The 15,810-nt window shown below is 42.4% G+C and carries 14 protein-coding genes; 4 read left to right on the forward strand and 10 right to left on the reverse strand.

Annotated elements, in window-relative coordinates:
- Position 1: 1 nt before the first annotated feature.
- Both CLV32_RS10450 and trxA read right to left on the reverse strand, forming a co-directional pair.
- On the reverse strand, positions 2–4,927 hold the full coding sequence (locus tag CLV32_RS10450) for an Ig-like domain-containing protein (RefSeq protein WP_133555136.1): 4,926 nt from the start codon (positions 4,925–4,927) through the stop codon (positions 2–4).
- Between the two features lie 436 nt (positions 4,928–5,363).
- Complete coding sequence (gene trxA, locus CLV32_RS10455; RefSeq protein WP_133555138.1) at positions 5,364–5,660, reverse strand: thioredoxin; 297 nt, start codon at positions 5,658–5,660, stop codon at positions 5,364–5,366.
- A gap of 114 nt (positions 5,661–5,774) precedes the next feature.
- On the opposite strand from trxA, the gene CLV32_RS10460 reads away from it, so the two are divergent.
- Together CLV32_RS10460 and CLV32_RS10465 are read left to right on the forward strand one after the other, a co-directional pair.
- Complete coding sequence (locus CLV32_RS10460; protein ID WP_133555140.1) at positions 5,775–6,977, forward strand: aspartate aminotransferase family protein; 1,203 nt, start codon at positions 5,775–5,777, stop codon at positions 6,975–6,977.
- Positions 6,978–7,000: 23 nt separating this feature from the next.
- Complete coding sequence (locus CLV32_RS10465; RefSeq protein ID WP_133555142.1) at positions 7,001–7,786, forward strand: M90 family metallopeptidase; 786 nt, start codon at positions 7,001–7,003, stop codon at positions 7,784–7,786.
- Positions 7,787–7,789: 3 nt separating this feature from the next.
- On the opposite strand, the gene CLV32_RS10470 is transcribed toward CLV32_RS10465, so the two are convergent.
- A complete protein-coding gene (locus tag CLV32_RS10470; protein WP_133555144.1) occupies positions 7,790–8,476 on the reverse strand; it encodes a hypothetical protein in 687 nt (228 codons plus the stop codon).
- A gap of 165 nt (positions 8,477–8,641) precedes the next feature.
- Here CLV32_RS10470 and CLV32_RS10475 point away from each other — a divergent pair, with 165 nt between their 5' ends.
- On the forward strand, positions 8,642–9,133 hold the full coding sequence (locus tag CLV32_RS10475) for a hypothetical protein (protein WP_133555146.1): 492 nt from the start codon (positions 8,642–8,644) through the stop codon (positions 9,131–9,133).
- Between the two features lie 4 nt (positions 9,134–9,137).
- Here CLV32_RS10475 and CLV32_RS10480 read toward each other — a convergent pair whose 3' ends face one another.
- Both CLV32_RS10480 and CLV32_RS10485 read right to left on the reverse strand, forming a co-directional pair.
- Positions 9,138–10,109 carry a Gfo/Idh/MocA family protein gene (locus tag CLV32_RS10480; protein ID WP_133555148.1) on the reverse strand — a complete coding sequence of 324 codons (972 nt, stop codon included), beginning with the start codon at positions 10,107–10,109 and terminating at the stop codon, positions 9,138–9,140.
- A 5-nt stretch (positions 10,110–10,114) separates the two neighbouring features.
- The gene (locus tag CLV32_RS10485; RefSeq protein ID WP_133555150.1) at positions 10,115–10,360 is read right to left on the reverse strand and encodes a hypothetical protein; all 246 of its coding nucleotides are present in this window, start codon (positions 10,358–10,360) and stop codon (positions 10,115–10,117) included.
- A 197-nt stretch (positions 10,361–10,557) separates the two neighbouring features.
- Between CLV32_RS10485 and CLV32_RS10490 the strand changes: the two genes are divergently transcribed.
- Entirely contained in the window at positions 10,558–10,968 is a 411-nt protein-coding gene (locus CLV32_RS10490) for an organic hydroperoxide resistance protein (RefSeq protein ID WP_133555152.1), read from the forward strand.
- A gap of 67 nt (positions 10,969–11,035) precedes the next feature.
- On the opposite strand, the gene CLV32_RS10495 is transcribed toward CLV32_RS10490, so the two are convergent.
- The 5 genes from CLV32_RS10495 to CLV32_RS10510 form a co-directional block, all read right to left on the reverse strand.
- Positions 11,036–12,787 carry a HAMP domain-containing sensor histidine kinase gene (locus CLV32_RS10495; protein ID WP_133555154.1) on the reverse strand — a complete coding sequence of 584 codons (1,752 nt, stop codon included), beginning with the start codon at positions 12,785–12,787 and terminating at the stop codon, positions 11,036–11,038.
- Positions 12,788–12,791: 4 nt separating this feature from the next.
- On the reverse strand, positions 12,792–13,919 hold the full coding sequence (locus tag CLV32_RS10500; RefSeq protein ID WP_133555156.1) for a sensor protein KdpD: 1,128 nt from the start codon (positions 13,917–13,919) through the stop codon (positions 12,792–12,794).
- Between the two features lie 11 nt (positions 13,920–13,930).
- Positions 13,931–14,074, reverse strand: coding sequence for a hypothetical protein (locus CLV32_RS23090; RefSeq protein ID WP_166641929.1), 144 nt, complete (start codon positions 14,072–14,074; stop codon positions 13,931–13,933).
- A gap of 12 nt (positions 14,075–14,086) precedes the next feature.
- Positions 14,087–15,157 carry a porin gene (locus CLV32_RS10505; protein ID WP_133555158.1) on the reverse strand — a complete coding sequence of 357 codons (1,071 nt, stop codon included), beginning with the start codon at positions 15,155–15,157 and terminating at the stop codon, positions 14,087–14,089.
- Positions 15,158–15,234: 77 nt separating this feature from the next.
- Positions 15,235–15,801, reverse strand: coding sequence for a K(+)-transporting ATPase subunit C (locus CLV32_RS10510; RefSeq protein WP_133555160.1), 567 nt, complete (start codon positions 15,799–15,801; stop codon positions 15,235–15,237).
- Positions 15,802–15,810 lie beyond the last annotated feature (9 nt).

The following is a 15,810-nucleotide window of genomic DNA, read 5'->3' on the forward strand; positions in this document are numbered from 1 at the left end:
GCTATAATTTATAGAACTTGGAAACACCTATGGTTTTGCCAGTTTTTAAGTCTGTCAGCTCCACAAAGTATAAGCCATTCAAAAGTGTACTAATATTCTCTTTAATCAATTGTTTCGCTTCGAAAGTATCCTTCAAAACAGGCTTTCCCTTTAAATCATATATTGTTAGCTGTACTGGCAGATCCTCTTTAAAGTTAACATTGAGCTCTCTCGCTGTAGGATTTGGGTATATGGTAAACAACTTCGTATTATCGGTAGCCAGGGCTTCTGCAAAGTTAATAGTTAATATTTCAGAATAAAGAGAAACCCCATATGGATTACTTTCTTTTAGGCGGTAAAAGTTATCTCCTTTTACTGGTTTTGTGTCTGTATAGGCATAAGTTGCACTTCCATTACCCTGAACCGTATTAATCACAGAAAAATGAGCCAGATCAGTAGCATGCTCTAACTCAAAGGTATTTGTACTTGCAGCAGCAGGTCTCCATTTTAAGGCAACGCTGGCCGCATTTTTAACAGCGGTAAAACTCGTTAACTTAACTGGCGAAACAGGCTCTTCAAAATCAAGCACAAAGCGCTCCGTTCCAAAACTTGAAGCTACCGCTTTATCAATATAAAAAGGATAACTCGATTGTGCCGTCGTAATCTGGACAGACTTATTCAGATAATTATCTTTAAGATAGACCGCTTTTGTAGCCACAGCACTAAGGTCAGTAAAGTTAAGCTTTACGTTGCCACTTACAGTACTGTTAACAGCTATTTTCAAATTGGGTACTTCGTCAAGCTTAGGCATAAAATTAATTGACATCTGATAGTTATCACTTGTCATTGTAGATATACTTACGGTATTCCCAGAGAAAAAGATTGCATCTCCTTGTCCATAAGTAGCGAGATTTCCATCCTTAAACACCACTGCGGTTTCATTCATGTTCTCGTCATCAGCGAGGTTAATTCTAAGCAACTCGTTTCCTGTAGCAACAGTATTATTTACCGCGGAAATCGTGTTAATTGTTGCCCACGCGGAGGTCTTAGTTTTAATGGCGACATTAGCAACTGCAGTATTGGGTTCAACATCCAGTAACTTTCCGGCATTATAGATACTCGCATCCTTAATATTTTCGTTGAATACTACATTACCCGACGAATTTGCTTTGACATAAAAGCCCTGACCGGGCTGGATGAACATGGCGTTAACGTTATCCAGATTATTAACCACTACGCCCCCACTCACTGTTACCAAACCCAATCCATCAGGCATAATGATAGATACGATATTAGGACTCAGGATTGTACTGTTGTTTGCCTGCAACTTAGTCCATGAAATTGCCGATGGGAAAGGATTACCTAAAGCATTATAGCCGTTATAACTATCGCCGGAAATATTTGAATTGGTTACCGGGAAAGAGATCGGACTAACGTTAGCTGCATTTATGGGACCGACAAAGGTCATCAATTGCGTTTCCGGAACCGCGTATACATTTGCCGTCGCATTCAATTTGGCATTCGCATTAGTTGTGCGGTTTCCTCTGTAAAACAGAAAATACCCTTTCGCAATGCTGCTTTTATTTGCGGTCAAAATACTGGGTACCACATCGAATGCCGATACAGCAGGTAATTTTGTTTCATTGTACATCGTCATCGTAACTGCATTGGGCTGACTTGCACCACCAAGATCAAACCCATTCGCTGTATTACCGGGCCCGGTAATAAACATAAAGTTCTGGAGTTGCTGAAAAAATGTTTTATTGGTACCTGCATCGTTTATTGGCGAGGACAGCATCCTGGTACTGCGGTATTTTGTTGCCCCCCCGGTAATCCAAATCTGAATATTCACATCTCCGGTTACTGCGGAGGTACCTGTTAAAGGTCCAATGTTGGCATTGCTGGTAGCCGTAGGAGCAAGTAATGTTAAGTTTCCAGCAGATGCCAGAACATTTGAATTGCCGGTCAGCGTAACCGTATTGTTGATTAATAATGAGTTAGCGAGCGTTACCGTGGCTCCACGGGTTTGCGTATAATTAGCAAGGGTTCTCGCAGCTGTTGTAGCTTGATTAAAACCAAGTGTCATATTACCTGATCCTCCAATAGCTAAAGAAGAAGCACTGGAACCTACTAAATTTGTTGCTCCGTTCAGGGCACCATTAATCGTCAGTGCATATGCCCCTATTGTCAGTGTTGTATTCCCCTGAAGTGTGAGATCCTGAACAACTGTATTCGCGCTTAAAACAGGTTTGTTGGCAACATCCTGAATGATAATTTGATTTACCGGATTAGCAGGTGGCACGCCGGCACAAGTCCAGTTGCCGGCGTCAGTCCACACACTGCTCGTGGTACCTTTCCAGATGTAAGTCGTGTTTGTTAGTGTAACAACAAGTGTAAAAGTTGTACCCTGACAAGCTCCTGATAATGGCGTTACGGTGTAGGTAGCCGTACCTCCGACTGAGCCGGATAACGTCTGACTGATTGATGATGCTTGTCCCGTTTGCGCAGAGCCACCAGTAACTCCGGAGCTCATTACAGGAGCAGTCCACTTATAGGTTGTACCCACAGGCACACCCGAAGGAACAAAAGTAAATGCCGTGCCTGAACAGGCTTGTGAAGTTTGTGTGGTTGTTAAGTTAGCTACCGGGTTTACTACAACGTCAAACCTTCCACGTACACTCGGACAGCTCCCCACAGCAGACACATAGTAGCTGTAAGTTATGGGAACCAGGGTTGTGTTGGTCAGAGCGGGGGTAGTATACGTACTGCCTGTAGCTCCGGATATTGCTGTTCCACCAGTTTCTGTTGTATACCAGGCATAGGTTCCTGAATTTTGACCAGAAGTAAATGCCGTTGCCGACCCAGAACAAATAGCATCAGTAACTGGTGTAATTTTTAAATTTTTGATGGCAAACGTTGGCGATCCATCCGGCTGACCAGGTAAGTTCAGGGTAAAAAACAAGAATGCATTCGAAATCGTTGAACTTGCTGTGATAGTAAAAGACAAGCTAACATAGGCGCTTGATCCCAGGGCACTTGATGAAGGTTCGTTAGACACCGTTGTTGGTTTAGCTGATGTGCTTCCCGTAGGCATGACTTGCGAGCCAAAGGCCGCAACAAGGCTATTTGCAAGATTATTACCACTTAATCCACTATTTTTAAAGTCGACCGTCACCACATAGGATCGTCCGGCAGTAATAGCGAAAGACCTTGCCGAAGCATTTTCAGATAACCAGATTGTTTGGGATTTATAGTTCTGGGAGTAACCAAATCTAAGTTCTGACCCGGTGTTTGCGATGAATAAACCTGATCCACCATCTGTACTCACATTGCTGTAAGGATTGTTGGCAAACCAGTTCGATGCTAGCGGAAGTGCATTTAACGCAGCAAGCGGACTTGGCGCATTTGATAAGGAAATCGTTGCAGAACCGTTCATTGTTTGTGTACAAGATGTTCCTGCACTATTTACTGCCACAACGGTATAATTTCCAATGCCTGCTTGTATGCCGAAGGATATCGCTGAACCATTGCCTGCCACAGCACTGCCCACCATAGCATTATCTAACATTAAGCGGTAAGACATTCCTGTTTCAGAATTTGACAGTCCCACTGCAACACCAGATCCCGGCGAGCAATAAGATCCACCACCTGTAACGGTATAGGCTGTCGGAACTTTGTAGACGTTAACAGGATACGTTTGTGTAGTGGTACAGGTATTTGCCGTTACAGAATAATTTATGGTTGCCGCTCCTACAGACACACCGGTAACTATGCCACTAGAGTTGACAGTGGCGATGGCAGTATTACTGCTGCTCCAGGTTCCACCAGAGGTAGCATTTGTAAACGTCGTTCCTGAACCGACACATATTGCAGATGTTCCGCTGATCGCGGAAACTGTAGGCAAAGCATTTACCGTTACCGTAATATTTGAAACCGGGCTGTTACAACCGGAAGCATTCCTAAGCATCACCCCATAAGTTGTAGTTCCAGTCGTTGCCGTCGAAACTGTTGGTGGTGTGGTACTTGCTGCTGTTACAGTATACTTTATATTGTTAAAAAGTCTGCCGCTTGGTGCAGATGTCATCGTTAAACTACCCTGAGTAACCGGGCCGCTAAAGTTCTCAGATGATATTGTTCCACCACCGGAATAGATCCCAATACTATACGATCCTGCAGCGGCTAGCGTATAATTAAACAGGTTTGTTATTTTAGTAACTCCTGGTTGGTTAGCATAGTTGGTATTGGTGCCTGACAGCGTGATCAGATTACCATTAGCATCGTATAACCCTAAAACCAAACCGGCAACCCCCTGATAACTTGGAATAAAATAGTCAATAGAGATAATTGTTGTGTTGGCAACACTAGTAGTAAAGTTGGTTCGTTTGTTATCGCTTGCCTGTGTATATCCACCACCATCAAATGCTTCGGAGGTAGTAAATGTAGCTGTGTTTCCGCTAACCCAGTAGGCTGTTGTTCCAACCGGTACGGTTACGTTAGTCGCCAGGGAATTTGCTGTTGCAAACTGACAGTATGCAGCAGGGTTCGTAACTGTGGGTGCATTTGGCGCACCGTTAATAGCGAATGCTGCACTGGAAGATCCAGTAAACCCGGCATTACTTGATGTTACGCGGATACGATATCCTGTTCCCGAAGTAATGGTACTTGGTATTGTTCCCACAATTGTACCCGTTGTTTGGGTTCTGTTAGATCCTATCGTAGTTGCTGAATTGAATGACCCGCTTGCGTCAGAAAGCTGCAAGGAAAAAGTGTTGTCACTATAAAAGGACAGACCACTGGAGCTAAACGGAACCGAGATATTTGAACCTGCGCAAAATGGTGATCCTGTAATCGTACCCGGAGTAATGCTTTGGGCAAACGCCGTAGCCCCGCAACTTATTAAAATAAATATAGTAGCTTTTAGAAATAGCCTTAAAGTAAAAGTATTCACAAATTCCTGGTTGTTAAGTCTTAGTCAAACAGTTTCTCCCACACGATCCGGCAGGCGTAAGACAAAATGCAAACCAACAAACAGAATTCTGGCACGTAGCTCTTTAAACTTATTGTCAATCAGATAGCCATCAATTGGCCAAGTTTCAGACTTTCTTTAAAGCAAAAAAAAGCAGGTTAGAAAATAGTATTCAAAAGCTACCCCAATGCACGTAGAAATACGTTGGCAAAGAATTTTAACGTGGACGTATCATAATATTAAAATAAAGGAAAGTCGTGATTAAAAGGGATGGCCTGAGCACGCAGAAATTTCATAGCTTCCGGTTGTGTGAAATATTCAACAGAAAAAATTGACGCGCAGCAGAAAAGACCCCCGTATCGCAATCCGGGAAAATAAATACCCATTTCGGGCATAATTATCACACTTCAAAAACTATTTAAAGTACTCCGTCGATCAGTGTTTTGAGCTGACTAGCCTGCACAACCCCACTCTGCCTCCATTTAACTTCACCCCCTTTAAACAAAATCAGCGTTGGCACGCCCTGAATGCGATATTCACTTGAAACTGCCGGGTTTTTATCCACGTCGACCTTTAAAATCGTTGCGCTTTCGCCAATCATTCCTTTAAGTTGTTTTAAGATTGGTGCCATCATTTTGCAGGGGCCACACCATTCGGCCGAAAAGTCTACCAATACTGGTTTGTCTGATTTAATAATATCTGAGAAGCTTGCCATGGAATTTAATTTAAACAGTGGTATAACAAAACCATCAGCAATTTGGTTTTACCCTGCGATGGTCAAAGCTGAGCGAAATTTACCTAATTTTGTCATGTTTTTAACTACCCTTCCATGATTTCCAACAAACAACTGTTTCTTCTCAATACTGCGCAAACGTCTACTACACCAAAAATGCTGGAGATAGATTATGCCGATGGAATCTATATTTATGATAAAAAAGGAAAATCATATATTGATCTGGTATCCGGATTTGCTGTCAGCAACATCGGCCACAGGCATCCCGCAGTATTAAAAGCCATCCAGAAACAATTGGACAAATACCTCCACCTTACCGTGTATGGTGAGTATATCCAAAGCCCCATGGTTAAGTTCGCTGCAAAACTTGTTTCCGTCCTTCCTCCAAGCCTTAATAACGTATATTTTGTAAATTCAGGAACTGAAGCTACCGAGGGAGCTTTAAAACTTGCTAAACGGTATACCGGCAGATCGGGAATTATATCTTGCGTAAACGCTTACCATGGCAGTACCCATGGTGCATTGAGTGTGATGGGGAATGAACAATACAAACAAGCTTACAGACCTTTACTCCCCGATGTTAGCTTCATCAGATTTGGTGAAGCAGAAGACCTCGCTAAGATCACAACAAAAACTGCTTGCGTAATTATTGAAACCGTTCAGGGCGAAGCTGGCATTAGATTTCCGACAAAGGATTACATGCAAAAGCTGAGAACTCGTTGTACGGAAACCGGTACTTTACTTATCCTTGACGAGATCCAGGCAGCTTTTGGACGAACAGGAAAACTTTTCGCCTTTGAACATTTCGGTATTGTTCCAGACATCCTGTTACTGGCCAAAGCATTGGGCGGAGGCATGCCTGTTGGTGCTTTCATTGCTGATCAAAAAGTAATGTCTGTGCTGGCCGAAAATCCAATTTTAGGTCATATCACTACTTTTGGTGGTCATCCGGTGTCATGCGCCGCCGGACTTGCCAGCCTTGAGGTTATCTTGACAGACCGATTGGTTGAAGGGGTTGATGATAAGGAACAACTCTTCCGCGAATTGTTGGTACACCCTGCTATTCGCGAGATAAGAGGGAAAGGCCTGATGCTGTCCTTACAACTCGACACCTTTGATCAGGTTGAGAAAGTAAGTCGCCTATGTAGTGATGCCGGCGTCATTATTGATTGGTTCCTCCATTGTGAAACAGCTTTACGTGTAGCGCCGCCACTGATCATTAATGAAAAAGAAATCCGGAAGGTTTGTAAAATAATTTTAAATGCACTTGATCAATTGGAAGCGCCAATAATTGCGTAACCTTAACGCTTAATAAAAACGATATGCTGCTTACCTTAGTTCTTGTTGCCTTAGCTTTATTAGTGAGCTTTTTTTTACTTAGAAAACAAAAATCCAATACCACCTTGCCCGATGGGATTATAAAAAATCTTCCCTCATCGCTTGAAACATCAATTCCTTACTATCGGGATCTGAACCCTGAGGAAAAGATCAGGTTTGAGACGCTTATTACCGCTTTTTTGAGTCAGGTAAAAATTGAAGGCGTAGGCACAGATATTACGGACACAGACAGGCTGTTAGTTGCAGCTAGCGGGGTCATTCCTATTTTTGGCTTTAGCGACTTTAGATATAGAAATCTCACAAACGTTATTTTATACCCAGACACATTCGACCAGGATTTTCAGTTTGAAGGTGCCGAAAGGAGTATCCTCGGTATGGTGGGCTCGGGATACATGAATGGCCAGATGGTATTATCACGTACAGCATTACAGAAAGGATTTTCTGCTTCCGCAGGAAAAGAAAATGTAGGGATCCATGAGTTCGTCCACCTGATCGATAAGTCGGACGGCGCAACGGATGGCACCCCGGAATTGCTGTTGAAACATGAGTATGCAGCACCCTGGCTTAAAATGATACACCAGGAGATGCAAAAAATCGAAAAAGGCAAATCAGACATCAACCCGTACGCAATTACAAATGAAGCGGAGTTTTTTGCGGTAGCTTCAGAATATTTCTTCGAAAAACCAGAGCAGTTTAAACACAAACACCCAGAATTGTATGCACAGATGAGCGATATGTTTATGCAGGACAATGCATCAAAAGGCATGTAGGGATCACTCGTACACTATTCTTGCCGAATCCCAATCTCTGTTTTGGTAGAAAACATCGTAAACCATTCTGGCAAGCAAAATTTTGAGCCCCCAGGCGTCCTTAAAATGAATTACCGGATATTCAGAAACCCACTGGTTGTTAATGAAATTAAAGCCCAAAGAGCTGAGCTTTTTCATGTGTATCAAAGGATCACTAAGATCAATCTCTTCAGTTTGATCGAAACCTAAGGTAATTATGATTATTGCGTCCTTAAGCTGAAACCTTGCGTAAATATCCAGGCGACTTTTGAAGTAAAATTTAAAAGGCTTGCCACGTTCTACCAGATTAAAAAGTGCATCGTCAATTTCCTGACCGTCAAAGTAATGCTCAGGAACTGTTTGTTTCATGGCCAGAATCTTGGCTTCAGCTTCAGCAATATTATGCTCAACGCTTATACCATACTTGTTTGCAGCACTATTTCTAAAATTCTTAAGGTAAGTTATGCGCCGTTCCTGTTCAGCTATGCGCGAAGCATAGGGATTATGAAAGTCTTTTAACAGTTCTAGCTTGCGATTTACCCGCCAAAGCGCCTTCTGATTATACGCAGTATATTCAAATTCACTTTCAGCAATATCCCTGGCAATATCCCGCTCAAGTTCAGCTTTTTCCTGCTCGTAAGCTAAGATCAGTTCTTCAAGATCAGATTTCATATCAATTATAGATCAGTAAATATATTTATAATTTGTACAAAAAATAGTTCCTTTTACGCAACATGTTACGCTCCGAATATGGTTAGTAATCCAGCTGGTTAGGCCGTCAAGTTAGGTTCTCTTATCAAAAAAGCAATCTGGCATGGGTTTTGGAAAACACATACCATGAAAAACGCAAATAAAACAATCCTGGCCTCGCTCCTACTCAGCGGCGCCATTTTATCGAGCTGCACGTCGGGCACAAGTGAGAAAAAAACCGTTGAACAGGTAACAACAACTGTTACAGACTCAATAGAGACGCCATTAAAAGGTTGCTATATCGCCGTTATAAAAAAAGACACCATTCAATTGGCAGTTACATCTGTCAATGGAAGTGCGGTTGAGGGAAGTCTGATTTATAATTTCGCTGAAAAAGACAAGAATAAAGGAACCTTTACCGGTCAGTATAATGATGGTATACTCGTAGCAGACTATACGTTTAACTCTGAAGGCGCCACATCAGAAAGACAAGTTGCTTTTAAGAAAGTTGATGGTGGTATGGTTGAAGGATATGGAGACGCTGAGACGAAAGGCAATAAATCTGTTTTCAAAGATCAAAAGGCCTTAAAGTATGATGACAACGTCGTTTTAAAAAGAACCGAGAATTGTCTTCCGTAATTTTTTAAGCAGTAAATATATCCATGATTGCCATAGATTTAATGGCCTCTTCAATAGTGCAAGGGTTATCGGCATTTCCTAAAAAATAGTCGGTAACTTTTGCAATCATGGGCTGCTGTACATGGATCAGTGGCTCAAAAGAAAAATATTCATCTTCGCCGTTTACAGTAACAGAGATTTCATTGCCAAATACGGCAAAAGAGATTTTTCCTTTCTCCCCGGTAATTTCGCAAATATCCTTTTCCTCCCCACAAGGGACCGTAAAACACCAGATCCCATTAAAAAGCACCCCGTTCTCGAATAACAATTGTCCACTTACAAGATCATCAACACCAAATTCAGAATCCTGAGATAAGGACAGGCCCTGGACCTTTTTAATATCGCCAAAGAAATGAATCATCAAATCTAACTGATGTGGTGCCAGATCATGAAATAGTCCGCCGCCAGATAACGTTGGCTCCATCCTCCAGTTACTTTCTGAAGGAGCAATCAGATCATTCGATTTAGTTTGAAATAATTGCAATTGTGCAAATCTGATCGGGCCAATAATTCCCTGAGCCAGCAGCTTCTTAATTTTCAGAAACATGGGCTGTTCGCGCCTGTAGTGTGCTATACTTAACTTTCCAACTGCATTTTTTGCTGCTCCGGCAATACGCGCCGCAGATGCAGCATTTAATGTTACAGGTTTTTCCACGTAGACGTGTTTTCCAGCAGCAAGAGCCTGGAGCGCATACGTTTCGTGATAAGCAGGAGGCGTCGCAATATAAATTGCATTTATAGCTGGGTCGTTTATTAATTCGGCAGCATCCGAGTACCATTTGGGAACATGATGACGGGCAGCGTAATCTGCAGCCTTGGCTGCATCTCTACGCATTACTGCTATGAGTTCTGAATTGGGCACTAAATTAAACGCCGGCCCGCTTTTAACCTCTGTAACATTACCACAGCCGATTACACCCCAGCTAATTTTATCCATCAGGATTAAGCAGCGAGTTCGCGTACTTCAAAAGCACCGTATGCTGCCATAGATGCTGTTCTCACGATTTCCAGGTTGTAACCCAAACGTTCTATCAGGGACTTCGCAGCTAGAATTGTCTTCTCTAACTCTACAACACCCCTTATTTCGATACCGTTACTTAGACTTTTGAATTTATTGGGATCAAATTTGGCAATAAATAACTGCAGATCTGATTTTCCTTTTCCTGAAGTGGCTGATTTATCTTTCATATTTGCTCTGTAAACAGATATAACCTTAATTAGTTTTCAAAAGTTACCAAAAATTAACGGACAAAACCAGTTAATAGCTGATTATTAACGTATTTCAAATTTACACGGATAATTTTTATCAGAATTCCAATCTGGTATACACAACATCAAACTATTCAGATGCTCATCTGTTATACTACCCTATTCAGAATACTATTATGGAAAAGTTATATACTGCTGAAGTAACAGCAACCGGTGGCCGCGATGGCCATATCAAATCTAGCGACGGTACTTTAAACTTTGATATCCGCACACCTATGGAAATGGGTGGACAAGGTGGCGGAACCAATCCCGAACAACTATTTGCAGCAGCCTGGGGCCCATGCTACCTGGGTGCTCTAGGCTCAGTAGCCAAGACTGCTGGCGTCGATACTACAGAGGCAACGGTAAATGTGCAGGTGTCTTTTAATAAAGATGGAAATGCATATGCACTTTCTGCAGAACTGGATGTTCATATCCCCGGAATCAGTACAGAAGAAGCGCAAACACTGGCCGATAAAGCCCATAAAGCCTGCCCTTACTCTAAGGCTACCCGCGGTAATATTGAAGTACGCGTAACTGCGTTATAATAAAAATCAAACAGTCTATCCAGAATTTACGATGCCCCCAAATAGTAAGAAATACTTGGGGGCATTTTTATTCTGCAACTGGCAGCGAGAAGCAAAATTTGCTTCCCACACCAAGCTCACTCTCAACCCAGATCCTTCCCTGCTCAGCCTCAATAAAATCTCTGGATATTGCTAAGCCGAGTCCCGACCCTGACTTATTGTTTCCATCTGTCGGCACCTGGAAGTATCTATCGAATAAACGTTTTTGATATTGATCTTCAATACCCTTTCCAAAATCACGAACAGAAAATTCAATCTGCTTATCTTGTTCGGATACCTGTATAACCACTTTGGATTTTTCTGCGCTATAGCGCAAAGCGTTAGACAGAAAATTAACGAGTACCCAGGCTGTTTTTTCGACGTCAGCATACACCATTCCTAAACCAGTTGTGCTGATCAATTCCAGCTGTATCGACTTTTGTTCTGCCTGGAACTTAACCGCAGCAATAGCATAATCAATGATCTGCCTCGGATCAGATTTTACAAAGTTTAATTGCAAGTTACCAGTTTCCACCTGTGCCAGGTCCAGCAGCTCACTTGTAATCTTCAGGAGCCTGTCGCTATCTTCCCTGATATGTTCTACCAGGGCAGTCTGCTCCTGGTTTAAATCCCCTACTCTGGTATCATTCAACAATTTTAAACTCATCTTAATTGATGAAAGTGGTGTTTTCAATTCATGAGAAACTGTAGCGATAAAATTGGTTTTAGCTTCATCAAGTTCTTTAAACTGCGTGATATTTCTAAGCACATAGACCTTCCCTGCAGATACACCCGAAGCAACCAACACCTGCTTCTCCTGTTCTTCAAAGTTGGGTATTACAATCTCCTTACTCGCCAACTGGAAATAGGATTCCTTTTCATCAGCAAAGATTTTCAGGCTAGATTGACTGTTCTTGCTTTCAAGGATCCGCTTCAGGAGTTCATTTTTTTGCATCAGGCTTTCTGCATTCTGCCCCACAATTTGCTGCTGATTCAGGTTAAGTAATTGCCCTGCTACTTTATTAAAAAATAGCACCTCTTTTTTATCATTTAGCCCGATAATCGCGTCATCCATTTGTTCGATGATCGCTTCGATCCTTAGCTTTTCTGATTTGATTTCTGCGAGGTTACTATTTTCCCATTGGTTAAGTAGTACCGTCATACCGTTAAACGCGGCGGCCAATTCGGTAAACTCGTCGTTATTATTAAACTCCAGTCGCTGCTTATAGTTCCTTCTGCTAATCGCTTTAATCGCCTCAGAAAATTCCTGTAACGGGTCTGCAACAAATCCCGGAAAGTTGACAATAAAGGTAAATAAGACTAAAATGCTGAGTGAGGCAGTGAACACGAGATATAGTGTTGCTTTCTTAACGGAGGCTTGCGCTACGTCATTTTTGCGCACAATAGCATTCATGTTTAAAGCTTCAATATTCCTTAGCTCAGCTCGAATAATACGTACTGCGCGTTGCTGTGCGGCTAAGCTAGCAGAACTCTCTAAGGTTTTAAAGGTATTTTCAAGATGTACAACAGCCTCTTTTTCACCTTTTTCGGTGATGTTCTTCTGTTCTAATGCCAGTTGCGCCTTAAAATCAGCAATCAAACTTTGCTGCAAAGGCAGGTCGTGCTCATCCAGCAACTTACGCATAGCACCAGTATACTTCAGTGTCTTGTAGTTGTCTTTCAGAATAACTTTAGCACTTCCCGAAATTTCGTTCAGATAGAACAGTGATATGGCCCCGAAAAAGAGTACAACAACGAACAGAAATCCGAAGCCTAAACGGAGTTTGGTTTTTATTTTCATGATTTTAACTTAAAATGATCAGGTCAGTATCCCGTTCGGCAATGCTCCTTAATAATTGGTTAAATATAGCGGTTCGCATGATCACCTGAAACAAATTGAGGTGAGGCTTGCCAATGCAGATCGTTGTCACTTCTTTTTCTTTGGCCAATTGAATGATGCTTTGCGTTACATCGTCACTTTTAACCTTTATAACTTCTGCACCTAACTCCGTTGCCAGTTTAAAATTATTGATCAGATGCCGCTGCAAATCAAGTCGGATATTATCCCCGTTTTCTTTGCTGCTTTGTACATAGAGCACAATCCAGGGCGAACGGTAGTAAGAAGCCAGTCGCGCTGTCTTCCTAATCACCACTTTTGCTGTTTCAGCATTAGAAGAGATACAAGCCAAAAAACGTTCCGGACGCAGCTTAATCTGACTGGGTATTTCTATACTGATCTTCCGCTCTACCTGATGCGCAACCTCCTTGAGGGCAAGCTCACGCAGTTGCAGAATCCGCTCAGGTTGAAAGAAATTATTCAGTGCACGCTCAATTTTACTCTGGTCGTAAATTTTCCCTTCTTTTAAACGGGTAATCAACTCATCGGCTGTCAGGTCTATATTCACGATCTCATCAGCAAGCTCCAGGATTTTATCAGGAATCCTTTCCGTAACTGCAATGCCCGTAATTTGCTCAATATCTTCATTGATGCTTTCCAGGTGCTGGATGTTAACTGCTGAGATCACGCTGATTCCTGCTTCGAGTAAATCACACACATCCTGCCAACGCTTGGCATTTTTGCTGCCTTCAGCATTGGTATGTGCCAGTTCATCCACAATCACAACTTCGGGATGGATGTTCAGAATACCCTGAACATCCATTTCTTCCAGCTCTTTACCCTTATAGAAGATTTTTCTTCTGGGAATTACAGGAAGCCCGGCCAATAAAGCATGCGTTTCGACCCGTTGATGTGTTTCGATATAGCCGATACGCACACCTATTCCTGCCCGCAGCAGGCTGTGCGACTCCTGTAGCATCCTATAGGTTTTACCCACACCGGCACTCATGCCGATATAAATTTTCAGTTTTCCCCTTTTTGATTTTTTGAGGAGCTCCAGAAATTGCCTGACCGAACTTTCCTTGTTATCGTCCATTGTATTTAAATTTACCATTTAATCACCAGACTGCCTTTGTTTACCAGTTCAGCGAGGATAAAGACAACGCCAACCAATGAAAGTAAAATCAGGCTGAGTTTAACATATGCAGCAAGTTTCGGTTTCCCTTTTTGAGGTCTGTGTCTCTTTACCATGGCCTTATTGATTTAAAAAGAAATCGCCAGACTTGCTGTAAGTGTTGCATTGTTATTTACCGGAGCGGCATTTCGTGTAAAGATCTGGTCTTTGCTATCATAAACCTTACCTTCCAGTCGCACTACCGCATTAGAAACTGGAGCATAATCCAGATTGAGCGAATAACCGGTTGTTTTGAAGCCATTAGGTGTACCCGTTGCAATCAACATCCCTTTTTGATCTTCATAATATTCTACGCGTGCTGCAGCTGCCCATTTAGGTGCCAATTTATACTGCGCAATGGCCACTGGAGATATCACATGAACGTAGGTATCGCTTCCTTTGGCTTCCTGCTGCATGCCGTAATCAAATCCAAGTGTTACCCCAAAGGTGCTGCTCAACTGGAAAATTCCATAAAAATTGTTGTAAAATCTGGTAACACCAACACTATCAGCTCCTTCCTTACCCAGGTAGTTGCTATAATTTAAGGTCACCTTATCTGTTGGTTTCCAGGTTAGCTGCAAACCACCCGCAGCTTTGGAATTTGCATTTTGACGGGTAATTCTTTGCCATCCGTTCAAATATAAAGCTGTGGCGATAAACTTGCCGTCGCCTGTTCCATAGGTGATTTTTGCACCCGACTCATAATAAGGTGTATTCTCTGATGAGATCCCTCTTGTCAAAACCCAGCAGTCTTTAGAAACTGCACTTTCAAAGCCGATGTGCGAAGAAAAAATACCCGCATCAACCCAAAGATTATGAGATTTGGATAGTTTTATCCCGGCATTAGCCTCATAGATATTCTTAAGCACGCCAGGTTCGGCAGCAAGGTTTGCATTGGCATAGGTACCAGCCATCAGCGCTACATTGGCTCTTAACATGCCATCATCATAACTACCTTTGATGAATCCCAGATTAAGGTTTACTTCGTTGTGTCGGTTATGCGAGTAGATAAATCCAGGTCTATTGTTATCCGCAGGCTTATTAAAGTCATACCCATAATAGGTTTCCAGGTATCCGGTTACTTTAAATTTAGCTTGTTCCTGGGCAATCGCATTCAGGGAGAGCACGCATGCTGCTCCAAATAAAATCAGTTTTTTCATTTCTTGTTGATAGGGAACCCGGTTCGGCCATCAGGCAAACGCTTTAGTCGGACGGCCGACCGGGGATTGGTTATTTATTATTTTTTAAGGTCATCAAGCGCAACGTTAAGCGCCAATACATTGACTTTTGAAGGGCCAAACATGCCTAAAAATGGGTGTTGGGTGTTTTCAACTATCAGTTTGGCGACAGTCCTTTCATCAAGTTTACGGTAAGCAGCCACACGTTTGATTTGTATAATTGCTCCGTCCACAGAAATATCCGGATCAAGTCCGCTTCCCGAGGCTGTAACCATATCAGCAGGGATATCTGTTTTTTTCAAAGATGGGTTGTATTTCAGCAAAGTATCAACTCTGCCCTGAACAACAGCCAGGTACTCAGCATTGGAAGGTCCTTTGTTTGATCCTGCGGAACCGGCAGCATTATAGTTTACAGCTGATGGACGTCCCCAGAAATATTGAGGCTTGGTAAACGACTGTCCCAATAAGGCATAGCCAACTACTTTACCATTGCGCAGCACTTTCTCGCCACCTCCCTTTCCTTTAGCAAACCCACCTGCAAAGGCAACAAATAATGGGTAAGCAACACATAACAGGATAATGAGCACTACAGTGAGGCGGATAGATTGTATGAGGTATTTTTTCATGATTTCTAT

The sequence above is a fragment of the Pedobacter duraquae genome (assembly GCF_004362245.1).
Taxonomy (GTDB): domain Bacteria; phylum Bacteroidota; class Bacteroidia; order Sphingobacteriales; family Sphingobacteriaceae; genus Pedobacter; species Pedobacter duraquae.